The following is a 21,616-nucleotide window of genomic DNA, read 5'->3' as shown; positions in this document are numbered from 1 at the left end:
GGTTGCTCCCTCACGGCTCGGGCGCCGCGGGAGCGGCCTCCACCGCGACGAGAGCAACGGAGCTTCCTGTGTCGCAGCCACCCCTCCCCGTCCCCGCACAGTCCCGGGTCACGGCCAACGTCATACGCGGCTGCCTGGGCAACCTCATCGAGTGGTACGACTGGTTCGTCTACGCCACCTTCAGCGTCTACTTCGCGGCCGTGTTCTTCCCCGACGGGAACCAGACGGCGCAGCTCCTGTCCACCGCGGTCGTCTTCGCCGTCGGCTTCCTCATGCGTCCCCTCGGCGGCTGGCTGCTCGGGGCGTACGCCGACCGGCACGGCCGCCGCAGCGCGCTGACCCTCTCGGTCACGCTCATGAGCGCCGGATCGCTCACCATCGCGGTCATCCCCGGCCACCAGAGCATCGGCCTGTGGGCGCCGGTCCTCCTGGTCCTGGCACGCCTGGCCCAAGGGCTCTCCGTCGGCGGCGAGTTCGGCTCCAGCGCCTCCTATCTCGCCGAGGTCGCTCCCCCCGGGCGGCGCGGCTTCTACTCCAGCTTCCAGTACGTGTCCATCGTGCTCGGCCAGCTTTCCGCCCTGCTCGTGATGATCATGCTGCAGAACCTGCTGACCGAGGAGCAGCTGAAGACGTGGGGCTGGCGCATCCCGTTCGTGATCGGCGCGGTGGCCGGTCTGGTCGTGATGTACCTGCGCCGCACCATGGAGGAGTCGCAGCACTTCCAGCAGGAGCAGGCGAAGGCCGCCGTACAGGATCCGGGCGTCCGGGAACGCAAAGGCCTGCGCGCCCTGTTCACCGAGTACCCGCGCCAGCTCACCGTCGTCTTCGGGCTGGCCATCGGCGGCACCGTCGCCTTCTACACCTACACCACCTATCTGCAGAAGTACCTGGTGAACACCGCGGGCATCCCGAAGTCGACGGTCTCCGTGATCGGTTTCGCCGCCCTGTTCGTCTACATGCTGACTTCAAGGACAGAAGGACGATGCAGCCCACCCCATCCCCCTCGCTCAGCTCGTACGTGCAGTCGTGGACTCCCGGGCCGGTCACGGACGAAGACCCCCTGTCCGCCGTCCCGGTGGCGGCCCTGTCGGCGACCCTGGACCTTTCCGACACGGCCGCGAAGGCCGGTGACCCGCTCCCTGCGCTGTGGCAGTGGCTCTACTTCCTGAGCTGGCCCGCCGGGCGGGAACTCGGCGCTGACGGCCACCCACTGAACGGCCACTTCCTGCCGCCCCTCCCCCACCGGCAGCGCATGTGGGCCGGCGGCCGCTGCGAGATCACCGAGCCGCTCCGCCTCGGCGAACCGGCCGAACGCATCAGCAGCCTGGGCACGGTGACCGCCAAACAGGGCCGCACCGGGGAGATGCTGTTCGTCACCGAGCGCCGTGAGTTCCGCCAGCACGGCCGCACGTGCCTCGTCGAGGAACAGGACATCGTCTACCGGTCGGGACGCAGCGCAGGCGAGCACCCGGCCGGGATCGACGAGTCCGCTTTCCCGGACACCGATGCCCCATGGCAGCTGCCGCTGCGCGCGGACCCGGCGCTGCTCTTCCGGTTCAGTGCCCTGACCGCGAACGCCCACCGCATCCACTACGACAGCCCGTACTGCCAGGGCGAAGAGGGCTACCCCGGCCTCGTCGTCCACGGGCCCCTGCTGGCCCTGCTCATGCTCGAACTGGCCCGCCGCCACGCCCCGCAACGGCGATTGCGCTCCCTGTCCTACCGGCTGCGGCGGCCGGTGTTCGCCGGCGAGCGCCTGCTGGCCTGCGGCACCCGCGTCGACGATCGCGCCGAGCTGCGCATCGCCACCCACCGGGAGGAGCGGCACGCCACCGCCGAGGTGACGTTCGCATGACCGTGCTCAGCGACCGCATCGCCACCGCCCGGAGCCTGCTGTTCGTGCCCGGAGACCGGCCCGACCGCTTCGACAAGGCGGTGGCCTCCGGCGCCGACCTCATCATCATCGACCTCGAAGACGCGGTCGCCGCCGCGGACAAGGACCACGCCCGCGACAACGCCGCCGCCTGGCTCGCCCGCGGCAACCAGGCGATCGTACGGATCAACCCACCCAGCGCACCCTGGTCCGAGGCGGATCTCGGCGTGGCGGCCGATCACGGCTGCCCGGTGATGGTGCCCAAGGCCGAGGACCCCGCCGTACTCGCGGAGCTCGCCGCCCGCACGGCGGGACGGTGCGCGCTCATCCCGCTCATCGAGACGGCCCTCGGCGTGGAGCGGGTCCACGAGGTGTGCGCCGCACCCGGCATCACCAGAGCCGCTTTCGGCAACGTCGACCTGGCTGCCCAGCTCGGTGTCGCCCACGACGACCACGCGGCGCTGGCGTATGCGCGCTCCCGGCTGGTCGTGGCCTTGGCCGCGGCGGGCATCTGCCCGCCGATCGACGGTGTGACGACGGCCATCAGGGACGCCGGTGCCTTGGGTGCCGACGTCGCTCACGCCCGGCGGCTGGGCTTCACCGGAAAGCTCTGCGTCCACCCTGCGCAGGTCCAGGCCGTCGCCGCCGGATTCGCCCCCTCCGACACCGAAGTGCGGTGGGCGCGCGCCGTTCTCGATGCCGGAAGTTCGGTCACCACGCTCGACGGACAGATGGTGGACAAGCCGGTACTGGAACGGGCACGACGCGTCCTGGCACAGGCCAGGGAGCGGCCTGCCGCTCCCTGACGCTGCCCGACGAGCTCGCCCTGTTCCACCCCCGGGTCGGGGCCTGAGGCACATCCGTGTCGGAGCGTGCGCTAAGCCAGGGCCAGGAAGAGCTTTTCCAGTTCGTCCTCGGTCATGGGGGGTGTCTGGTCGTCGGCGGCGGTCATGCACTGGCGCATGCCACTGGCGACGATTTTGAAGCCGGCCCGGTCCAGGGCGCGGGAGACCGCGGCGAGCTGGGTGACGACGTCTTTGCAGTCGCGTCCTGCCTCGATCATGGCGATGACTCCGGCCAGTTGGCCCTGGGCCCGGCGTAGCCGGTTGAGTACCGCTCCGATCGCTTCGTCGTCCACGCTCATGCCCACGGGGCGCCTCCTGATGTCGAACGTCTCTTCCATGGTACCCCGGGGGGTATAGGTGGTGTCCCCAGCCGGCACGTACGCCTTACGGGGACACCGCGGTCTTGGTTCGGCGTCAGTGGGCGAAGCGGATGTCGGGCAGGAGACGGCGCAGCCAGGCCGGGCTCCACCAGGCGGCATGGCCGGTCAGGCGGAGCAGGACCGGCAGCAGGACCAGGCGCACCAGGGCGGCGTCGAGCAGGACGGCGATGCCCAGAATGACGCCCATTTCCTTGGGAGGCAGCGGCCCGGAGAGCGCGAAGGTGAAGAACACGGCGACCATGACGGCGGCGGCGAAGATGATGCGGCCGGAGTGGGCCAGGGAGCCGGTCATCGCGTCGCGGGGGTCGCCTGTCTTTTCGTAGTGCTCCTTGGCGGAGGCGAGGAGGAAGACGGTGTAGTCCATGGCGATGGCGAAGATCATGGCGAAGAAGAACACCGGTGCCCAGCCGTCGAGGAATCCCTGCGAAGTGAAGCCGAGCAGGTTCGCGCCGTGTCCGTCCTGGAAGATCAGGCGTGCGGCGCCGAAGGCCGCGCCGGTGGACAGCAGGCTGGTGAGCGTGCCGAGGGCGGCGATCAGCGGGGCCTGCAGAGCCACCAGCAGCAGGATGAAGCCGAGGGCGAGGACGACACCGATGACCAGGGGGGTCTTGTCGGTCAGCAGGTGTTGCAGGTCGAGGTTTTCCACGGCGGCGCCGCCGATCAGCGCCTTGTCGGGGAGGTCGGCGCGCAGGTGGTCCACGGTGGTGGCCAGGGCGGGGTCGGAGGGGTCGACGGTGGGCACGGCCTGGATGAGGGAGAGGCCCGAGTGGTCGGTGGCTGCTTGGGCGGGCATGACGCCGGCGATGCCGTCGGTGTTTTTCAGCTGGTCGGTGACGGTGGCCGCCTGGCCGGTGGGGGTGAGGATCTGCAGGGTGCCGGGGGCGCCGGGGCCGAAGGCGTCCTGGACGGCTGTGTAGCCGGCGCGGGCGGAGGCGTCGCCCGGCAGCACGGTGATCGAAGGCATGGCGGTGCGCAGTCCGAGCACGGGGGCGGCCAGGGCGATCGAAACGACCAGGGCGGCGGCGCCGAAGAGGACCGGGCGGCGCCACAGTCGCTCGCCCCAGGCGGCGAAGCGGGCGGAGCGGTGTTCGCCGGTACGGGACCAGGGCAGGGCGAGAGCGTCCAGCAGGCTGGTGCCGACGGCGGCCTGCATCTCGAATGCCAGGACGGTGACCAGGGCGGGGACGGCGAGGAACCCGCCGCCCACCCCGAGCAGCCCCGTCAGCGCCCCCAGGCCCGCGCCGGTGCCGGCTGCCCTCACCGGCCCCGTCTTGGACGGTCCGGCGGCTGGGGCGGGGCGCAGCATCTTCACCGCGGCCAGGGCGGCTACGGCGGCGAACGCGGCGGTCAGTACCGCCTGCGGCAGCCGGGCGGCTGCCGCCCCGGCCAGCGCGGCCGGGAAAAGACCGGCCGCGGCGAAGGCGGCCCCGGCTTTCCAGCGCACGTGTCCGGTCCGGGCGTGGGCGTACAGGGCGGTGGCGGAGGTGGCGGTGACGATGAGCAGGCTCGCGGTGGTGGCCGCGGCGGGGGTGAAGCCGAGCAGGTAGATCAGGGCGGGGACGGCAAGGACGCTGCCGCCTCCGCCGAGCGCGCCGAGCGCCAGGCCGACCACGGCCCCCGCGATCAGGGCCAGGACCAGGGCGCTCACGCTATCGAGCCGCCCCGCCCGCGTTCGTCGACCACCGGCAGCCCGGCCTTCGCCCAGGCACTCATGCCGCCCCTCACGTCCAGGACGTCGACGCCGCGGGAGGCCAGGAGTTCGGCGGCCTGGCGCGAGCGGTGACCGGAACGGCAGACCGTCACCACCGGCCGGCCCTGCGCTTGGGCCGGCAGTGCCGCGCCGGCCAGCAGGCGGGTCAGCGGCAGATGAACGGCGCCGGGCGCGTGCCCGGCCTTCCACTCGGGCGTTTCGCGGACGTCGAGCAGCACCGTGGTGTTGTCGGTCGTGCGCTCACGCGCCTGCTGGGGGGTGAGGCGGCCGGGGCCGCGACCGAAGAGGGGCATCGGCATCTCCTTCTGCTGGTGGTGTGCGGGTTTCTCAGCTGCCGGTGGCGAGGGGCAGTCCGGCGTCCTTGGCGGCATCGAAGGCGTCGTCGACAGCGACGACGTCGCGTCCGGCCGCATCGAGCAGGGACGCGGCGATCGCCGCGCGCATCCCGCCGGCGCAGTGCACCCACACGGTGCCCGCCGGGACCTCGCCGAGGCGGCCGTGCAGCTGGTGGATCGGAATGTGCACCGAGCCGTCGATGAATCCGCCCGCGCGTTCGGAGTCGCGGCGCACGTCCAGCACCACCACCCGCTCGCCGCGCTCGCGCACGGCGGCGAGGTCGGCGAAGGCGGCGCGCGGGAACGACGCGAGGTCGTCCTTCTCCCTCACCCAGGAGGCCAGGTCGCCGGTGGCGGCGGCGGCCGGGCGGTCGATGCCGACCCGGGCCAGCTCCCGCTGGGCGTCGGCGATCTGGTCGGGCGTCTCGGCCAGCAGGGTGACGGGCTTGCCCCACGGGATCAGCCACGCCAGGTAGGTGGCGATCTTGCCCTCACCCTCGAAGTTGAACGCCCCGGCCACATGCCCCTGGGCGAAGGCGACGCGGCTGCGCAGGTCCACCACCCACTCACCGGCGGCCAGCCGCTGCGCGATCCCGGCGGCGTCGGCGGGCTCGGGCGGCGTCAGATCGACAGGTGCGGGGCCTGCCGCGTTGGCCGGGGCCATGTGCGCGTAGTAGGCGGGCACGTCCTCCAGTCCGGCCAGCATCCGCGTGACGAAGGTGTCCACGTCCAGGGTGAGAGCCTCATTGGCTGCCCGCTCCTTGCCGATCGTGGAGGTGTCCCCCTCGGCCGGGGAGGAGGAGCAGAAGCTGCCGAAGCCATGCGTGGGAAGTACCGGCACCTCGTCATCCAGCTCGCCGGCGAGCCGGTGGGCGGAGGCGTGCTGGGCACGGGCCAACCGCTCGGTCAGCCGCGGCTCCACCAGGTCCGGACGCCCCACCGAGCCGATCAGCAGCGAGCCGCCGGTGAAGGCCGCCACCCCGCGCCCGCCGTCCCGCAGGACGTAGGAGGTGTGGTGAGGAGTGTGACCAGGAGTGGCGATCGCCCGCAGCACCAGGCCCTCATCGACGGTGAGAGCGTCACCGTCGGCGACCGGAGTGCGGGCGAAGGACACCGAAGCACCGGCCGGCACCAGGTAGCGGGCGCCGGTCAGGCGGGCCAGTTCCAGACCGCCACTGACGTAGTCGTTGTGCACGTGGGTCTCCGCCACGAACGCGATCCGCACCCCGCGCCGGGCCGCAGCCGCCACCACCTGGTCGATGTCGCGCGGCGGGTCGATCACGACTGCGGCACGGGCGCCGCCGGCCAGGTAGCTGCGGTTGCCCAGGCCCTCGAACTCCAGGGTGTCGACGAAGAACACGGCTCCAGCTCCTTCCGAGAAAACAAATTACCCCGGGGGGTATCTCAGACCGACTCTAACAGAGATACCCGGGGGGGTATTTTTCCGAGGCGGATTGCCCCATGCCCGGCATTGCCCTCACCCCGGCCGACGTCCGCCGGGGCATCGAGGAATCCGGTCTTGACTGCATCCCGTCCACGGGCGACAAGCCCGCCGCCCACACTCCGACGCGGGATCACCGCCTGGGTGTCGACCAGCCCGGCGTTCGCGGGCCAGCCGTCCGCACTTCAGCGCCTCAACCCCGCTGATGACGGGGACGGGGCCGACGTTGCAGCTGTGGGCCACCAGGAGCACCGCAATGGTGACGGGAGGTCCTGAGTCGCGCCTCGCCGCCGGTAACCGAGGTGAACGCTTGGTCGGCGCCGGCCCGGAAGAACACTTCCCGCGCCCTCTCGGCAGGCCTACGCGGGGCAGCATCACGCTCGCCCAGCCTGCAGGTCGAGCAGGAAGGCCGGCTCCGGGCTCCGGCGCCAGCGCGGCGAAGCGCAGGCGGCCGTCGTCGAAGAAAATCTGCCCGCCCTCCGGCAGGGCGGTTTGCCCTCCCTGCAGGCCTTCCCGCGATCAAGTCGCTCAGCATATTGCTGGCATTCGCATCAGGACCTTCACAATATGAGAGCTGATTGGTGGACTGGACTTCGTGAACGACTGCACACCTCTCCTGGCCGCCTACGCCGCGCTCGACAGCGCGGCGGTCAGTGACGCGCTCGACGCACTGGACCTGCCGCCCGGCATAGGGGGGATCGGACCGGTCTGGGGCCGTCCGAAACTGGTGGGATTCGCCGCACCGGTCGAACTCGCGCCCCGTACCCCCGGCCCGTCCGGTGCCCACATCACCGCATCGGCCGTATCCGCCAGCGGACCCGAACACGTCCTGGTGATCGCCAACGGCGGACGCACGGACGTCTCCTGCTGGGGCGGCCTGCTGAGCCTGGGCGCCAGCCTGCGCGGCGTCCGCGGCGTGGTGGCCGACGGAGCCTGCCGTGACGTCGGCGAGGCCCGGGACCTGGGCTTCCCTGTCTACGCCCGAGCCACCACGCCGGTGACCGCACGCGGCCGCCTGCAGCAGGTGTCCGCCGGCGAACCGGTCCACGTCAGCCCAGCCACCGTCGCGCAGGGGGACATCGTCATCGCCGACGAGACCGGCGTGGCCTTCGTGCCCCTGACCCGCGCCCATGAAGTCCTCGAGGCCGCCCAGGCACTGGCCCGGCGCGAGAGCGCCATCGCCGAGGACCTGCGCGACGGAGTGGCCCTGCCCGATGCCATGCGCGATGCCCGACTCGCCGGAATCAAGGAAAAGAACTGATGGACGAACTGACCCAGCGGGCCTCGGCCCTGCCGACCGCCGCGCTGTCCGACGCCCTGGACGCCCTCGGGCTGCCCGGCTCCGTGCTCGGCATCGCGCCGCTCTCCCCCACCGCCCAGCTGACGGGGCCGGCCTTCACCGTCGCCTACGCGCCGGCCGACGAGGGCAAGGGCAGCGTCGGTGACTTCCTCGACGACGTGCCTCCCGGCGCTGTCGTGGTGATCGACAATGCCGGACGTACGGACTGCACGGTCTGGGGCGGGATCATGACCCAGACCGCCGCGGCCCGGGGCCTCGCAGGCACCGTGGTGCACGGTGCCTGCCGCGACGTGGCCACCTCCCTCTCGGAGAGCTATCCGCTGTTCAGCTGCGGCCGGTTCATGCGCACCGGCAAGGACCGGGTGCGCCTCGCCATGGTCGGCACACCCCTGTCCCTGGGCGGCGTACCCGTGGCGCCGGGCGACCTGGTGCGCGGCGACAGCGACGGCGTGGTCGTCATACCCGCCGCCCGGCTGCAGGAGGTCATCGAACTCGCCGAGCGGATCGAGGACACCGAACACGGCATCGTCACTGCGGTACGCGCGGGCCACAGCCTGCGCCAGGCCCGCGCCGACTTCGGCTACCACCTCCTCCAGCGGGGCCGGCGATGACCCACCCCTACGCCGGCGGACACGCCACCGCCACCCTGTACGAGGCCTCCGGTTTCGACTGTGCCTGCGCGCCGGGACTGCGCCCCGCCTGGCCCGGCGCCCGGCTGGCCGGACCTGCCTACACCGTGCAGGGGATGGGCGGCGACAACCTCGCCCTGCACAACGCCGTCGCCGCGGCCCCGCCCGGCCATGTCCTCGTCGCCGACCTGCAGGGCGCGGTCCATGGCCACTGGGGTGAGGTACTGGCCGTAGCCGCCCAGGTGCGCGGGCTGCTCGGTCTGGTCATCGACGGCGGAGTCCGCGACAGCGTGGAACTCGCGGAGATGGACTTTCCCGTCTTCTCCTCGTCCGTCGCCGTCTACCGCACCGGCAAGGACCACCCAGGAGTGCTCGGCGAATCCGTCGTCCTGCGCGGAATCGCGGTCCACACCGGCGACCTGATCGTCGCCGACGCCGACGGAGTCGTCTGTCTGCCCCACGACACAGCGTCCTCGGTCATCGCCCGCGCCGATGAGCGTGTCCGCAAGGAACAGCACATCTTCGGCCAACTCCGCAACGGAGAAACCACCCTTGAGCTCTACGATCTCTCTCCCGCCGGCGCCGGCGGCCCCGGTGAGTGACAACGCCATCCTGGCCATCAGCGCCCGCGCCGCCGAGCTGTGCGCCCAGGGAACCGACGTGATCAGCCTCGCGGCGGGTGAGCCCGACCTGCCCACGCCGGCCAACGTCACCGCGGCGGCGGCCCGCGCCGCGGCCGACCCTGCCTACCACCGCTACGGATCTGCCGCGGGCCTGCCGGAACTGCGCTCCCTGGCCGCCGACCGGCTCGCCACCGCGACCGGACTGCCGTGGAACGCCGAGGACATCCAGATCACCCTGGGTACCAAGCACGCTCTCGCCCTCGCCCTGCAGGCGGTGCTCGGCCCTGATGAGGACGTGCTGGTGACCAGCCCGGGCTGGCCGGGCCACCACGGCGCCGTGCAGGCCGCGGGCGGTCGCGTCCGGTCGATACCGGTGCGCGCCGAAGACCGGTTCCTCGCCACGCCGCAGACCCTCGACCTGGCCCTCACCGGGCGCACCCGCGCGGTGATCCTCGCCAGTCCCGGCAACCCGGTCGGCGCGGTCTACCCCCGTGAGCTGCTGGCCGACATCGCCGACTGGGCGCTGCGCCACGACGTGTGGATCATCGCCGACGACATCTACGACCAGTTCGTCTACGACGGCCCGCACACCACGCTGCTGGCCGCCGCACCCCGGGCCCGCGACCGCTGCATCGTGGTCAACGGGGTCTCCAAGGCCCACGCGATGACCGGCTGGCGCATCGGCTGGCTCGCCGGCCCCGCCTCCGTCGTCGCCCACGCGTTCCGGAACGTCTCCCAGACCATCACGCACGTCCCGCTCATCACGCAGGCCGCCGCGATCGAGGCCCTGGCCGGGGACCAGCGGCCTCTGCACGAGGCCCGCACCCGCTACCGGGCCAACCGAGACCTCTTGACCGATGCCCTCAACACGTTGCCCGGCATCGACTGCCCGCGGCCTTCGGGCGGCCTGTACGTCTTCCCGTCCGTCGCCGCGCTGCTCGCCCGCCACCCCGAGCGCTGGACATCGGCGGCGGACGTCGCCGCCTGGCTCCTGGACACCGCCCATGTCGCCGCTGTCCCCGGGGAGGTCTTCCACGCGCCGAACCACCTCAGACTCTGCTTCGCCGTCAGCGACACCGCCGTGCGCGAAGCGATCCAGCGGCTGTGCCGCGCTTTTGAAACCCTCACATAGACAAACGGGAAGAGAAGGGTGCACACCGATGCACATCCAGCGTTTGGACCACCTGGTGCTCACGGTGGCCGACATCGACGCCACGGTCGACTTCTACGTACGCGTCCTGGGAATGACGCCCGTCACGTTCAAAGGCGGCCGTCGCGCGCTGACGTTCGGCCACAGCAAGATCAACCTTCACCAGACCGGAAGGGAATTCGAGCCCAAGGCCCACCGCCCGACGCCGGGCAGCGCCGACCTGTGCCTCATCGTCGATGAGCCCGTCGACCGTGTGGTGAAGGAACTGTCCGAGCTGGGAGTGGCGGTGGAGGAAGGACCGGTCGAAAGGACCGGAGCCACAGGCCCGATCATCAGCGTGTACCTGCGCGATCCGGACAACAACCTCATCGAACTCAGCAACTACCTCAGCTGAGGCACCACCCCTGGAGGCCCTGGCGTCTCCCGCTCGGCCGACGGCGATATCCTGCGGGTACTGATGCTGCCGGGGATGAGACGGGGTGCGACTCGATGATTGAGGTCCGCCAGGCCCGTTACTTCATCGCGGTCGCCGAGGAGCTCCATTTCGGTCGGGCCGCGGAACGCCTGCAGATGTCCCAGCCACCGCTGAGTCAGGCCATCCGGCAACTGGAGCGGCAGCTCGACGCGCAGTTGCTGGAGCGCTCCAGCCGTTCCGTGGCTCTGACCGAGCCCGGCGCTGTCTTCCTGGAGCACTGCTACACGCTGACCGCGGCGGCCGAACGCGCCCAGGTGGCCGCCGCCCAGGCACAAGCCGGCTACCTGGGCACCCTGACCGTCGGCGCGGTCACGTCCGCCTTCTCGGAGCCACTTCCCGCCATCCTCGGCCGTTTCCGCGCCGAGCGTCCTCGCATCGAACTGCGGGTACGGGAACTGGACACCATCGAAGGCGTTCAGGGCCTCCTCAGCGGACGCCTGGACATCGCCGTGATCCGCCACAGCGGCAACGACGAGCGGCTGCTCTCGGATCCGCTGAGCCGCGACCGGCTCGTGGCAGCCCTCCCCCAGGGGCATGACCTCGCCGCCGGGGACAGCGTGGACCTCGCCGCCCTCGCGGACGAGCCTTGGGTGTGGATCCCCCGGCCGATCTCGCCGAGGTACCACGACGAACTCGTGGCGGCCTGCCGACAGGCCGGCTTCAGCCCGGACCCCCGGCACGAAGCGAACTCCATCCATTCCCAGCTGGCCATGATCGGCTGCGGTCTGGGAGTCGGCCTCGTGCCGCACACGGCATCCGGGCCGCTGATGCCGAACGTCGTCTGCCTTCCGTTGCGGGAGCCAGCCCCTCTCGTGGGACTCGCCGCGGTCAGACGCACGACGGACCTCAGCCCGCTCGTCGCACAGTTCGTGCGGTACGCAGCACCCATTCCGCTCCCCTCAACTCCCTAGACCAACTGCCGCGGCCACATCATGTCCGCATGCCCCCTCGGCGATGCTCCTGTGCTGCCAACTCAGCCGCCCCAGTTGCCCATGCCCGCCGCAGCAACGGCGAGCCAAGCAGGGGTGGTTGGCTGTTGTCTCATGGAGCCTTGACCGCGAGGCGCCTGCCAGCTTGCCAAAGACTCCCGGCGCCTCCCCCGCGGACAGCGTCCCGCGCTGCGTGGAGGAACTCGGCTTCATCGGCTGCAACCTCAACCCTGACCCGTCCGGGGGAAACTGGACAGGACCGCCACTCACCGATCGCGCCTGGTATCCGCTCTACGAAGCCATGGTCGAACTCGACGTGCCGGCGATGGTGCACGTCTCCTCCTCGGACAACCCCAACTTCCATACGACCGGGGCGCACTACCTCAACGGTGACACTGCGGTGTTCATGCAGTTGGTGACCGGTGATCTGTTCAAGGACTTCCCGACCCTGCGCTTCATCATCCCGCACGGCGGAGGCGCGGTTCCCTACCACTGGGGCCGCTATCGCGGGCGCGCGCAGAGCCTGAACCGGCCACCCCTCGCAGAGCACGTCCTGCGGAACGTCTTCTTCGACACCTGTGTCTACCACCAGGCCGGCATCGAACTGCTCACGAAGGTGATCCCAGCCGAGAACATCCTGTTCGCCTCGGAGACATTCGGCGCGGTCGAGGGCATCGATCCCGAGACCGGTCACCACTACGACAACACGCGCCGGTACATCGACGCGATTCCGCGGCTCAATGACGCCGACCGAGGGCTCATCTTCGAGGACAACGCGCGTTTCGTCTACGGACGACTGTCCAAACAGCTCGAACGCCAATGCTCCTGACTCCCCTCCAGCGTCCCGTCGCCGAAACATTCCAGATCGAGGAGAACTGAGTGAACCCCGTTGGCTGGCGTCGATACCCCTCCGCTGCCCCGACCGGGCCCGACCTGATCGAACCGCTGCGAGGTAACTGGATCACGTCGAGGTTCAGGCCGGCCTCGCTCAGAGAAGGCCCGATGGCTTCGGACATCAAGGCCCAGGACGAACGCGGGGCGGCTCACCGCATCGCGGGACTGGAGGAGTTGGGAGGCGATGCTGAGGGTCACGTTGGGCCGTGCTTCGAAATTCGCGCCGATGACACCGCCCGGTCGTCGGCGCTCGAGCAGCGTCAGGCCGTTCCTCGAGGACCGCGTCCCTCGGTTCGTGCGGTACGTCGGCCTGCTCACGCAACTGGGCCTGCGTGGAGCCGAGTCAGGCATCGGCCAGAGGCAACCGGCCCTCAACGCCTTCCGACATTCCTGAGCCCACCGCCGCTTCGAAGTCCTGGTCATTCTCCGCCGGAAGGGCACTGTGCGCTTCTTCCAGACGCTTGGCCGCCATGCGGCCCAGCGCGACATCGAAGTCCTCGTCAGACGCGTCCACGAGAGCGGTGGGGCCTGACAGCCAGGGCCGCGTGCGCTCGCACGGTTTGTTCGACATGCCTGGCTTCGGGGCCGCTACAAAATCCGGCTCAGCTCGCTCTGACCTACAGTCGATGGGAGACTTCAGGCGCGCTGCGGCATCTGTCCCTCCTCCACAGCCGCCATGGCCATGAGCCCACACAAGCCGGTGATCAGGTCATCGACTTCGAAATCACCGAAGAACGCCTCGTCCATGATGAACCCGCGCACCACGACCATGAGTGTGCGCGTCCTCGCCCTCGTGTGCGTAGCACGATGTGTCGTCCTGCTGCGCTGGCAGTCACTACTCCCGGCGGACAGGCACATTGACGTCGTCCACGTTGATGTGGCCCCAGCCGCCCGTCGCCCTGTCGACGACCTCGACGTAGATCCGCTCACCGGTGTGGGCGGACAGGTCGAAGACGACCCGGCGGAACTGCTCGACGGCGCGGCCCGGTCGCCTTGGCGAGCACCTTGCCGTCCCCTGGGCAGGGTCTTGGAGGGACTTGTCCCGGATGTACTCGCGGTTCGGACGGCCATGCCGGCGAAGAACGCGAAAGGACTTCAACCGCAGACCGACCTGGCTGAAAATCGGGCTCCGCGCTGCCCCCATTCACACGACGATGGTCGCGAGAAGTTTTTGAATGTTCATCCTCTCCTCACGACTGGAACTAAACATGCCCCTCAACTCCCCCCGCAGCCGCACGCGCCGCACGGCCCGAGCCTTCGGCCTGACCGCCCTGCTCGCCGTCAGCAGTGCCACCGCTCTCGCTGCCGCGCCCACGGCATCCGCCGCCCCCACGGCCTCACTCACCGTCGACGTACCCATGGCGGCCCGCGGTCAAGGCAACTCCGTCGTGTATTTCGGCAGCCTTCGGATCGACAACGGCACCTCCGTCACCTGCGTGAACAAGTACACGACCTCCGGCGCAGCTCCCAGGATCATCGTGAGTACCACCTACCAGGTCACCGCGGGCACCTCCTACGGCATCTCCGCCTGGGAGACCGGCAATTGCGACGCGGGCGGCACGCAGTCCCTCGGCGGCGTGACCGTCAAGCCCAGTGACGCCGATGTCTCCAGCGGCGTCTACCAGGCCAGGATCGGTTAGTCACGAGGCCTCGCCTCGAGCGGCCCACACGATCGCCTGCGCCTCGCTGCCCACGTGCCGGGGAGAACGAGCCGGCATCCCGGCCACCCCGCCCCACGGGACGACTACTGAGACGTGCCTTTGACCGCCCGCTCCGTCCCGCAGAAACCCCGGGCCTTTCGAGGCCCGGGGTCTCATGCTGTCGGCGCAGTCGTCAGAATCGCTTCGGCCGCCGTCATGCGCTCCGCCTCCGAGGTCTCACAGCTGGCGCGCGACGTCGCGCAAGGCGCGGGGTGGGTGGTCAGCGGGGGCAGGTGGCGTAGCCGACCCGGAGGTCGACCACGCCGACAGCCGTTAGGTCAGGGGCACAGGCCACTGTCCGAGTTGTAGTAGATGTCGATCGAACCGCTCCAGGTCATGCACAGGCCGGGCTTGGGCAGGTCCTTGTACACCGGGCCGGCGAAGGTCGTGTAGGAGCCGGCGTCCCTCGCCGGGGTGCTGCTGGTCGGCCAGGTGTCCAGGGTGACCTCCATGAACACGCGGGCACCGGGCTTGCTGCGCACCGTGACGGCGCACCACTGCTTGTCCGCGGAACTGTAGGCCACGTAGGTGGTGGCGGCCACAGTGGTCTGCGAGGACTTGATCGGAGTCGAGGTGAAGACCTCGTACCCCGTGCCGCACGCCCCGTTGTAGGCGCCGGCAGTGGCGGCCGAGGCCGGCGCGGTCGCGGCGAGCGTGCCGCCCAGGGCCAGGATGGCAAGGGCGCCAGCGGTGGCTGCCTTGTGATGGATCGACTTCATGGTGTTCCCCCTGCTGGTGTCATGGCGGGACGACCGGTCGTTGCCGTCCACGCGGAGTGAGACCGGACAGGCCCACGGACAGTTGTGGGCTTTCTTGTCGCAGGCCTGTCACCGCTGTCACAAGGGCCGTTACGACCACCCAAACCCAGGGCACTGACGGCACTTGGACCACACCGCAACCGCGACAAGCCCCTACGGCTGCGGCTGCGACTCACCCGCCTGGACAGCCGAGGGCACCAAGAGCATCTCCGGTGTCCGGGTGCTGTCCGGCGGGCACCAGCTGCTCACCCCGAATACGCCGCAAGACGGCACGCTCACGGCCGACTGGGTCAGCCACCCGCGCGGCGGCGGAGCCGACGCGCAACAGGGCGAGCGCGCCCCGATCCCCGGCCGCGTCTGCGCCGTCCAGCCCGCCCTCCCTCATCCTCAACTCAGCCAGGGCCTGGGCGAATGGGGTCGCGAAGGGGATGTCAGACCCCCGCACACCTACTCAGCAGTTGGGCAGCGGGTTGGTCTCGCTGGAGATCGCTGTGTCCTTCATCCAGCCCCACTGCCCGTTGTCCGCCTTCGTGAACTCCCAACGCCTCGGGTGCGGTCCGCCCACCCAGGCCTGATCGTCCATCTTGCAGTCGAACCAACTGGGGTTGGAGTACATGTAGCCGACGATCACGTCGGGGTCGGGGTACTGCGTGCTCGCTCCCATCGTGCCGTAGACGGGCGCCCCCGACACGTTGTTGCACCACCAGCGCCCACCGCTCTGCCAGCACCCGCCGGCCGCCCCGGCGGACGGCGTGCCGGCTCCCACCACGGCGACGGCGATTGCGGCGGTGGTCAGCACCGCACCCGCCCTGCTCCTCTTGCGCATGTGAATCCCCCGTAGGTCCTTTGCGTGGTGCTCCCCCTCACGGGGGGGCACCGTGACACCCCCATCGCAACACGAGCGGATGCTGATGGCCATGGGTTGTCCCGTACACCACGAAACAGCTACAAACTACGCGTCGGATTCCGCAACGACGTGGCTCGCCTCCGTCAGCTCGTCACGCCCGTACGTTGGGTTGACCTGTATGGGGAAGCTTCCAAGGCCGGGTAGTCAGGGCTTGCCGGGAAACTTCAGCCTCGGCCTGGACCACTTCGAGGGACGCTCCTGGAACGGCCGGCACCACCACGTCACCCTGGCCACCGCCGCCCACGCATTCCTCACCGAACAGCGCCTGGCCCAAAAGCGCAGTCCTACTCAACGTCGATCGCCTTTTCGATGGGGGTCTCGCCGCCGACCACCACGTAGATACGGCCGGCGGTGTCGGGCCGGTCGATGAGCGCCACGAGCACGGCGGCAACGTCTTCCCTGGCGACTTGGTCGAACCTGGCGCGCTGTGGCCCAACCCTGTCCCCGGCGGTGAGTTCGACGGTGCCGTCGCCGTGGCCGTCGGTGAGCACGCCGGGCCGCAGTACCGTCCAGTCGAGCTCCTCCCGGGCGAAGATGTGCTGTTCGGCGGCACGCTTGGCCCGCAAGTAGACGGCGTACCCATCACCGATGCCGCCGTCGTCGGCACAGCCCACGTTGATGGAGCTGACGTGCAGGAACCGTCGCACACCGGCCTGTTCCGCCGCGTCCATGACCAGCACGACAGCGGCCCGGTCCATCGTGTCCCGGCGTGCGGAGGTAGCGCTGTTGCCCGAGCCGGCCGAGAAGACGGCAGCGTCCGCGCCGACAAGGGTCGCGGCCGCCTCGTCCACCGTGGCATGCTCAAGATCGAGCACGACGGCCTCTTGGTCAACGCACGGTCCAGGCACAGCCGCAGGATGCGCCAGCGGACCGGGTGCCCGAGTGCTTTGAGTTCTTCGACCGTCGCTTCCACATACGGCACAGTGCCTCGCCAAGCCGACGCCGGTTTGCTTGACTGCTATCGATTTCATTCCGTGCAATCGCTTGGAGGACCTGTGATCGAGCAGCTCCGGGACTGGGCGGGCGGCCGGCACCTGGTTGGTGAGCTGGCGGACTGGATCTCCCGGCCGAGCGTGAGCCGGACCGGCGAGGGCATGGCCGAGGCCGCGGCCCACGGTCTTGGGCTGTTACGCGCATCAGGCCTGCAGGCGCGCGAAGTCGAGACCGGTGGCTGGCCCGCGCTGGTGGGGACGGCGGACGGGCCGGGGCCGCACGTGCTGATCTACGGTCACTACGACGTGCAACCGGCTGGGCTGGTAGGAGTGGGCTGTCGGTGATGCCCCAGATCCAGACGGCGTAGAAGGAGAAGCCGCGCCCACCCGGACAGAGCGTCCGGGTGGGCGCGACGTGAGCAAGTGGCGGTGGGTCAGGTCGCGGTCAGCGACAGGTCGGCCGTCGTGGCGCGGCCCGGCAGCAGGGTCACCTCCCTGGATGCCGGGCGGTGGCGGGCGGCCGAGGCCGTGACCCGCAGCGGGCTGGAGCGGGCGTCCAGCCAGAGGTCGTAGTGGCCGTCGGAGTCGGTGCGTACGGTGTGGGCGAGGCGGTCGCAGCCGGTCGTTCTGGCGTGCGCCACCGGGCAGATCAGGACAGTGGCTGCGGCGAGCGGCGTTCCCGTGTGCTTGTCGGTGATCGTTCCGGCGAGATGGCCCCAGGACCGCGGGACCGTGACCTTGAGGCTGACCTTGACCGATGCTCCGGCGTAGGGGGCGTCGGTGCTGTAGGTGAGCCGCGCGGTGTAGGTGCCGGCCGCGGCGACGGCGGAGGCGTTCGCGCGGACAGTGACCGTGGTGGAGCGGCCGGGGGCGAGGTCGAACGAGGTCTTGTCCGCCGACAGCCAGGTGACGTCGTCGCCGTCGCACTGGTCGTGCCCGGGCAGGAGCTCGGCCGAGGAGACGGTCTCGGAGAGCGAGATCATGCCGCCGACGCGGTAGATCCCGCAGCCGCCGCCGGCCCGGAAGACGGTGGAGGAGGCGTTGGGCAGGTCGGACCAGGTGTTGGACACCGGGTCGTATTCGACGACGGTGTTGACCGAGTCCTGTCCGGCGATGCCGCCGACGGCCTGAAGTTTGCCGTCGTTCCCGCCGGCGACGGCGCCCCAGCGCGTGTCGGGCATGTCGGCCGCGCGGGTCCAGGTGTCGGCGGAGGGGCTGTAACGGTAGGTCTCTCCCTTGGCGTCGCTGCGATTGATGCCCCCGGCGCAGACCAGTTCACCGGTGATGCCGGCGCAGGCCGCGCGTTCCACGGGGAACGGGTAGTCGGCGAGGCGGGTCCAGGTGTCGGTGGCCGGGGTGTAGCGGTAGACGGTGCCGACGATGTCCGTGCAGCCGGATCCGGTGCAGCCGCCGATGACGTACAGGCTGCCGTCGAGGACGGTCACATTGGGCATGCCGACCGCCTGGGGCAGATCGGTGAGGCGGGTCCAGGTGTCGGTGGTGGGGTGGTACGCGTAGAGCGTGGCGCGGGCACCGTCCGGGGCCCAGCCGCCTGCGACGTACATGGTCCCGTTGACGAACGCCCCGCCGGGTGACTCCAGGGCCTCGGGGAGGTCGGCGATCCGTGTCCAGGCGCCGGTGGACGGGTCGTGCACATAGCCGCGACTGAGGTACTCCCCGGCGAAGACGCCGGAGACTCCGGCGACGGAGTAGACCTTGCCCTGGTAGGTGCCCACCGCGTTGTCCGTGACGGGCTCGGGGTAGTCGGCTATGCCGGTCCAGGGCCCGGTCGATGCCGAGGCCGAGGCAGTGGCCGAGGGGTCACTCGATGTGCTCTTCGAGGCCGAGGAGGTGGAACTCATCGGTCCGGGTGCGTAGTTGCCCTTGACGCGCAGTGTCGGGGCGCCTGCCGAGGAGTCCGACGTGGTCGTGGGGGTGCCGGTCGGTGAGGTGTAACCGGTGCTCTGCTCACCGAGGTTGACGTGCAGCGGCGCCTGGCCCTTGTTGGTGAAGGTGACCTTCTTGCTGCCTGATCCGCCCAGTGACTCACTCACGGAGAGGGCGTCCGAACTCACCTTCAGGCGGCCCGCCTTGAGCGTGCGGTCGAATCGGTTGACCTTGTCCGGCCGCGTGGTGAGGGTGCCGGTCGAGGTGGAGTAGCGGGCGGCGGCCGTCCGGTAGCTGTGCCGTCCGGTGGGGGTGCTGAACAGCCAGTAGTAGCCGTCGGCCAGCGCCAGGTCGTCGGGGGTCGCGACGGTGGTCGCGGTCGCGTAGCGGTCGGCGGTGTCGGTGATGGTGGCGGGCGTGACGGCGTCGCCCGTGTTGCCGTCGACGACCTGTCCGGCGACGATGCCTCCGCTCACTGCCGCGCAGGAGCCGACGGTGACGGTGTCGAGCTGCCAGAGCGACAGGCCGCTGCCGGAGTAGTGGAAGCGCACCTTCACGTGCTTCGCGCCTGCCGCCTGGGCCAGAGGAACCTCGGCGCGGCCCGCGTACTCGGCCGTGTCCCGGTGCCACACCGTGGTCCACGTCGCGCCCGAGTCGAGGCTGAGGTCGACGTTGGCCACCGAGTCCTTGCCGGCGGCGTAGGCGGCGTCGAAGCCGAGGACGGGTGAGGTCTGGCCCGCCAGACTGAAAACGGGTGAGACGAGTTCGGTGTCTTCCCGGACACCGCCCCGGCCGAAGGGGTTCGCGGAGGCCCAGTTCCCGGTTCCGCCCGTGAAGTTCCACACCGATTTGTCGGCGAAGTCCCAGGCGGCGCCGTCCGTCCCGTGATCGACGACGGTCCAGCCGTGCTCCGGCGTGGTGCCGGTCCAGCCCTCGAAGCCGGTCTCGGCCGGGTAGGCGTGGCCGGGTGCGACGCAGGCCGCCAGGTCCACGTCCGGGGCGACGTCGGTACGTACGTCGGCCGTGCCCACCGGGACACGTCGGTCCGTGCTCCGGTAGCCGGGGTAGACCGGGGCCACGTGGACGTCGTAGGTGGCCTTCTCCGGAAGCTCCACGCTGTACTTGCCGGTGTAGGGGTCGGTGTAGAGGGCGCCGTTCGGATAGCCGTCGATGGTGATCTTCGAGTACAGGGGCCAGCCGTGCCCGCTGCCGTCCTTCACCGTGCCGGACACCGTGCGAGTGGGCAGTTTCACCAGGGCCAGGTCGGCGGTGGTGCTCTGGTTCTCGGCGACACTCACCCCGGAGCGGGTGTTCTCCCGGTAGCCGAAGTCGGTGGCGGTGATCCGGTAGTTGCCCACCGCGACGGGCAGGTTGTAGGCGCCCTGGGCGTCGGTGGTGACGCGGTACTCGCGGCCGTCTGTCGTTTCTGCGGAGATGGTCAGCGCCGCACCGGCGAGCGGGGCGCCGGACCTGCTGTCGGTGACTCGCCCGGACATCGTTCCATGGACGCCGAAGGCCAGCGCGGACACGCCGACCGGGGTGCCCAGACCGGTCGGGCCGTCCCAGCCGGCGCCGGCGGTGCACGTCACGGTGCCGCAGTCGTCGTTGGAACCTGTCGTGACATCGCTCAGCCCGGAGGCGTTGATGTACGGGTAGGTCACCGGGTAGGTGTCCTTGACGGGGGTGCCCGCCAGCGCGTACATCGCCGTGATCAGTGGGGCGGAGAGGCTGGTGCCGCCGACCTGCAGCCAGCCGTCCTTGCCCACCGTGTCGTACACCCCCAGGCCGGTCGCGGGGTCGGCGACCGCGGCGATGTCAGCCGTAGCCCGGGTGTCGCAGCCGGTGGTGAGCCCCCTCTGATAGGCGGGCTGGGCCTCGTACAGCGAGCAGCCCGATCCGCCGGAGGTCCACGCGGACTCCGTCCAGCCGCGCTCGGTGTCCTCGGTGCGGGTCAGCCGGGTGCCGCCGGCGGCCACCACGTCGGGGTTGGTGGCGGGCCAGTTCTGGACGTGGCCGGTGTCGCCGGTGGACGCGACCACGGCCACACCGGGGTGGTCGTAGTGGTGGTCGTACGCGGTCTGGGATGCGCTCTCGCTGGGCAGACCGTAGGAATTGGAGACGTACTTGGCGCCCAGGCGTACGGCGGTGTCGACCGCGGTGCCCAGGTCGTCCAGACTCGCCGAATCACCCTGCACGAGAAGGATGTTGCACGCCGGACAGGCGGCGGAGACGGCGTCGAGATCGAGCGCGGTCTCCAGCGCCCAGCCCGCGTCGTCGGCGGGGTAGTCCGTGCCACCGTTCTGATCGGCCTTGCGGAAGCAGCCGTTGGCGGTGGTGCACTCGGGCAGCCCGTAGTGCTTGCGGTACTCGGCCAGGTCGGCCTCGGCGTGGGAGTTGCCGTACGCGTCGACGATCGCCACCGTCCTGCCCTCGCCTCCGGCAGGAAGGCTGTAGGCCGCCTGGATGTCGGCCGGGCCCAGCGCCGTGGACGGGGGCGCGGTCGCCTGCGGCTTGACGATGTGGTCGGAGCCGGTGCGCACGTCGGCGAAGCACTGGGCCACGCCGTCCTTGAGGCTCGGGTTGTTGCAGCCGGCCGGTACGTAGTTCTGCGGGACGCTGTCCTGCGGCACGGCGTTGAGCAGGTCGGAGGCCTTGGGGGAGCCGGCGTCGGATGAGGAGGCCGGGGAACCGGCGGTGGCCGCGGAGGCGGTGGCCGGCTGTATCGCGGCGAGGGCTCCGGCGCCGAGACAGCCGGCTATGAGAAGGGAGAGGGGCGCGCGTACGCGCGCACGTCTTGAGGACAGCAAGGGGGTGACCTTTTCGTCGTGTTCAGGACCCGGTCGGGCC

The 21,616-nt window shown here is 70.4% G+C and carries 21 protein-coding genes and 4 pseudogenes; 13 read left to right on the top strand and 12 right to left on the bottom strand.

Annotated features, from left to right (window positions below; genetic code table 11):
- Nucleotides 1-68 precede the first annotated feature (68 nt).
- The 3 genes from M2271_RS02025 to M2271_RS02015 are packed head-to-tail and all read left to right on the top strand — an operon-like array spanning nucleotide 69 to nucleotide 2,679.
- The gene (locus M2271_RS02025; RefSeq protein WP_280885279.1) at nucleotides 69-1,169 is read left to right on the top strand and encodes an MFS transporter; all 1,101 of its coding nucleotides are present in this window, start codon (nucleotides 69-71) and stop codon (nucleotides 1,167-1,169) included.
- Nucleotides 1,076-1,855 (top strand): hypothetical protein, encoded by a 780-nt coding sequence (locus M2271_RS02020; protein ID WP_280885278.1) that lies wholly within the window; start codon nucleotides 1,076-1,078, stop codon nucleotides 1,853-1,855. The genes M2271_RS02025 and M2271_RS02020 overlap by 94 nt, the downstream gene beginning before the upstream one ends.
- Nucleotides 1,852-2,679, top strand: coding sequence for a CoA ester lyase (locus M2271_RS02015; RefSeq protein WP_280885277.1), 828 nt, complete (start codon nucleotides 1,852-1,854; stop codon nucleotides 2,677-2,679). Before M2271_RS02020 ends, M2271_RS02015 begins: the two co-directional genes overlap by 4 nt.
- Before the next feature lie 71 nt (nucleotides 2,680-2,750).
- Here M2271_RS02015 and M2271_RS02010 read toward each other — a convergent pair whose 3' ends face one another.
- The 5 genes and pseudogenes from M2271_RS02010 to M2271_RS01990 all read right to left on the bottom strand — a co-directional run bounded on the left by M2271_RS02010 (nucleotide 2,751) and on the right by M2271_RS01990 (nucleotide 6,504).
- The gene (locus tag M2271_RS02010; RefSeq protein WP_280885276.1) at nucleotides 2,751-3,017 is read right to left on the bottom strand and encodes a metal-sensitive transcriptional regulator; all 267 of its coding nucleotides are present in this window, start codon (nucleotides 3,015-3,017) and stop codon (nucleotides 2,751-2,753) included.
- Between the two features lie 115 nt (nucleotides 3,018-3,132).
- Nucleotides 3,133-3,801 (bottom strand): annotated as a pseudogene (locus M2271_RS02005) (MMPL family transporter); the annotation flags it as partial.
- A 309-nt stretch (nucleotides 3,802-4,110) separates the two neighbouring features.
- A pseudogene (locus M2271_RS02000) lies at nucleotides 4,111-4,746 on the bottom strand (TSUP family transporter); the annotation flags it as partial.
- Complete coding sequence (locus M2271_RS01995) at nucleotides 4,743-5,102, bottom strand: rhodanese-like domain-containing protein (protein ID WP_280885275.1); 360 nt, start codon at nucleotides 5,100-5,102, stop codon at nucleotides 4,743-4,745. The pseudogene M2271_RS02000 and the gene M2271_RS01995, both read right to left, overlap by 4 nt.
- Before the next feature lie 34 nt (nucleotides 5,103-5,136).
- On the bottom strand, nucleotides 5,137-6,504 hold the full coding sequence (locus M2271_RS01990) for an MBL fold metallo-hydrolase (RefSeq protein ID WP_280885274.1): 1,368 nt from the start codon (nucleotides 6,502-6,504) through the stop codon (nucleotides 5,137-5,139).
- Between the two features lie 676 nt (nucleotides 6,505-7,180).
- On the opposite strand from M2271_RS01990, the gene M2271_RS01985 reads away from it, so the two are divergent.
- The 7 genes and pseudogenes from M2271_RS01985 to M2271_RS01955 form a co-directional block, all read left to right on the top strand.
- Nucleotides 7,181-7,846, top strand: a complete 666-nt coding sequence (locus M2271_RS01985; protein WP_280885273.1) for a hypothetical protein — start codon at nucleotides 7,181-7,183, stop codon at nucleotides 7,844-7,846.
- The gene (locus M2271_RS01980; protein ID WP_280885272.1) at nucleotides 7,846-8,496 is read left to right on the top strand and encodes an RraA family protein; all 651 of its coding nucleotides are present in this window, start codon (nucleotides 7,846-7,848) and stop codon (nucleotides 8,494-8,496) included. Before M2271_RS01985 ends, M2271_RS01980 begins: the two co-directional genes overlap by 1 nt.
- Nucleotides 8,493-9,116, top strand: coding sequence for a hypothetical protein (locus tag M2271_RS01975; RefSeq protein ID WP_280885271.1), 624 nt, complete (start codon nucleotides 8,493-8,495; stop codon nucleotides 9,114-9,116). Before M2271_RS01980 ends, M2271_RS01975 begins: the two co-directional genes overlap by 4 nt.
- On the top strand, nucleotides 9,109-10,269 hold the full coding sequence (locus M2271_RS01970; protein WP_280885270.1) for an aminotransferase class I/II-fold pyridoxal phosphate-dependent enzyme: 1,161 nt from the start codon (nucleotides 9,109-9,111) through the stop codon (nucleotides 10,267-10,269). Before M2271_RS01975 ends, M2271_RS01970 begins: the two co-directional genes overlap by 8 nt.
- Before the next feature lie 28 nt (nucleotides 10,270-10,297).
- Nucleotides 10,298-10,681 carry a VOC family protein gene (locus tag M2271_RS01965; RefSeq protein ID WP_280885269.1) on the top strand — a complete coding sequence of 128 codons (384 nt, stop codon included), beginning with the start codon at nucleotides 10,298-10,300 and terminating at the stop codon, nucleotides 10,679-10,681.
- A gap of 95 nt (nucleotides 10,682-10,776) precedes the next feature.
- Nucleotides 10,777-11,673, top strand: coding sequence for a LysR family transcriptional regulator (locus M2271_RS01960; RefSeq protein ID WP_280885268.1), 897 nt, complete (start codon nucleotides 10,777-10,779; stop codon nucleotides 11,671-11,673).
- A gap of 142 nt (nucleotides 11,674-11,815) precedes the next feature.
- A pseudogene (locus tag M2271_RS01955) lies at nucleotides 11,816-12,520 on the top strand (amidohydrolase family protein); the annotation flags it as partial.
- A 408-nt stretch (nucleotides 12,521-12,928) separates the two neighbouring features.
- Here M2271_RS01955 and M2271_RS01950 read toward each other — a convergent pair.
- The 3 genes from M2271_RS01950 to M2271_RS01940 all read right to left on the bottom strand — a co-directional run bounded on the left by M2271_RS01950 (nucleotide 12,929) and on the right by M2271_RS01940 (nucleotide 13,729).
- Nucleotides 12,929-13,156 (bottom strand): hypothetical protein, encoded by a 228-nt coding sequence (locus tag M2271_RS01950; RefSeq protein ID WP_280885267.1) that lies wholly within the window; start codon nucleotides 13,154-13,156, stop codon nucleotides 12,929-12,931.
- 65 nt (nucleotides 13,157-13,221) lie between these two features.
- The gene (locus tag M2271_RS01945; protein ID WP_280885266.1) at nucleotides 13,222-13,356 is read right to left on the bottom strand and encodes a hypothetical protein; all 135 of its coding nucleotides are present in this window, start codon (nucleotides 13,354-13,356) and stop codon (nucleotides 13,222-13,224) included.
- A gap of 64 nt (nucleotides 13,357-13,420) precedes the next feature.
- Nucleotides 13,421-13,729 carry a hypothetical protein gene (locus M2271_RS01940; RefSeq protein WP_280885265.1) on the bottom strand — a complete coding sequence of 103 codons (309 nt, stop codon included), beginning with the start codon at nucleotides 13,727-13,729 and terminating at the stop codon, nucleotides 13,421-13,423.
- A 64-nt stretch (nucleotides 13,730-13,793) separates the two neighbouring features.
- Between M2271_RS01940 and M2271_RS01935 the strand changes: the two genes are divergently transcribed.
- Nucleotides 13,794-14,225 (top strand): hypothetical protein, encoded by a 432-nt coding sequence (locus tag M2271_RS01935; protein ID WP_280885264.1) that lies wholly within the window; start codon nucleotides 13,794-13,796, stop codon nucleotides 14,223-14,225.
- Nucleotides 14,226-14,563: 338 nt separating this feature from the next.
- Here M2271_RS01935 and M2271_RS01930 read toward each other — a convergent pair whose 3' ends face one another.
- The gene (locus tag M2271_RS01930; RefSeq protein WP_280885263.1) at nucleotides 14,564-15,004 is read right to left on the bottom strand and encodes a hypothetical protein; all 441 of its coding nucleotides are present in this window, start codon (nucleotides 15,002-15,004) and stop codon (nucleotides 14,564-14,566) included.
- 490 nt (nucleotides 15,005-15,494) lie between these two features.
- Nucleotides 15,495-15,869, bottom strand: a complete 375-nt coding sequence (locus tag M2271_RS01925) for a hypothetical protein (RefSeq protein WP_280885262.1) — start codon at nucleotides 15,867-15,869, stop codon at nucleotides 15,495-15,497.
- Between the two features lie 250 nt (nucleotides 15,870-16,119).
- Here M2271_RS01925 and M2271_RS01920 point away from each other — a divergent pair.
- Nucleotides 16,120-16,320 (top strand): annotated as a pseudogene (locus tag M2271_RS01920) (IS701 family transposase); the annotation flags it as partial.
- On the opposite strand, the gene M2271_RS01915 reads toward M2271_RS01920, so the two are convergent.
- A complete protein-coding gene (locus M2271_RS01915) occupies nucleotides 16,235-16,765 on the bottom strand; it encodes an NAD(P)H-binding protein (protein ID WP_280885261.1) in 531 nt (176 codons plus the stop codon). The pseudogene M2271_RS01920 and the gene M2271_RS01915 sit on opposite strands and share 86 nt — an antisense overlap.
- Before the next feature lie 180 nt (nucleotides 16,766-16,945).
- Here M2271_RS01915 and M2271_RS01910 point away from each other — a divergent pair, with 180 nt between their 5' ends.
- A complete protein-coding gene (locus M2271_RS01910; RefSeq protein ID WP_280885260.1) occupies nucleotides 16,946-17,227 on the top strand; it encodes a hypothetical protein in 282 nt (93 codons plus the stop codon).
- Nucleotides 17,228-17,316: 89 nt separating this feature from the next.
- Here M2271_RS01910 and M2271_RS01905 read toward each other — a convergent pair whose 3' ends face one another.
- Nucleotides 17,317-21,576: a carboxypeptidase regulatory-like domain-containing protein gene (locus M2271_RS01905; RefSeq protein ID WP_280885259.1), complete on the bottom strand. Its 4,260-nt coding sequence runs from the start codon at nucleotides 21,574-21,576 to the stop codon at nucleotides 17,317-17,319.
- Between the last annotated feature and the right edge of the window lie 40 nt (nucleotides 21,577-21,616).

This window comes from Streptomyces sp. LBL, assembly GCF_029893585.1.
Classification (GTDB): Bacteria; Actinomycetota; Actinomycetes; order Streptomycetales; family Streptomycetaceae; genus Streptomyces.
This window is presented reverse-complemented; position numbering and strand designations above follow the sequence as displayed.

Excerpts from the sequence above, each read along its gene's own strand:
- M2271_RS01930 (WP_280885263.1), bottom strand. The coding sequence starts at position 15,004 with ATGAAGTCGATCCATCACAAGGCAGCCACCGCTGGCGCCCTTGCCATC.
- M2271_RS01945 (WP_280885266.1), bottom strand. The coding sequence starts at position 13,356 with ATGGTCGTGGTGCGCGGGTTCATCATGGACGAGGCGTTCTTCGGTGAT.
- M2271_RS01940 (WP_280885265.1), bottom strand. The coding sequence starts at position 13,729 with ATGGGGGCAGCGCGGAGCCCGATTTTCAGCCAGGTCGGTCTGCGGTTG.
- M2271_RS01995 (WP_280885275.1), bottom strand. The coding sequence starts at position 5,102 with ATGCCCCTCTTCGGTCGCGGCCCCGGCCGCCTCACCCCCCAGCAGGCG.
- M2271_RS02010 (WP_280885276.1), bottom strand. The coding sequence starts at position 3,017 with ATGAGCGTGGACGACGAAGCGATCGGAGCGGTACTCAACCGGCTACGC.
- M2271_RS01975 (WP_280885271.1), top strand. The coding sequence starts at position 8,493 with ATGACCCACCCCTACGCCGGCGGACACGCCACCGCCACCCTGTACGAG.
- M2271_RS01965 (WP_280885269.1), top strand. The coding sequence starts at position 10,298 with ATGCACATCCAGCGTTTGGACCACCTGGTGCTCACGGTGGCCGACATC.
- M2271_RS01935 (WP_280885264.1), top strand. The coding sequence starts at position 13,794 with ATGCCCCTCAACTCCCCCCGCAGCCGCACGCGCCGCACGGCCCGAGCC.
- M2271_RS01960 (WP_280885268.1), top strand. The coding sequence starts at position 10,777 with ATGATTGAGGTCCGCCAGGCCCGTTACTTCATCGCGGTCGCCGAGGAG.
- M2271_RS01980 (WP_280885272.1), top strand. The coding sequence starts at position 7,846 with ATGGACGAACTGACCCAGCGGGCCTCGGCCCTGCCGACCGCCGCGCTG.
- M2271_RS01950 (WP_280885267.1), bottom strand. The coding sequence starts at position 13,156 with ATGTCGAACAAACCGTGCGAGCGCACGCGGCCCTGGCTGTCAGGCCCC.
- M2271_RS02015 (WP_280885277.1), top strand. The coding sequence starts at position 1,852 with ATGACCGTGCTCAGCGACCGCATCGCCACCGCCCGGAGCCTGCTGTTC.
- M2271_RS01925 (WP_280885262.1), bottom strand. The coding sequence starts at position 15,869 with ATGCGCAAGAGGAGCAGGGCGGGTGCGGTGCTGACCACCGCCGCAATC.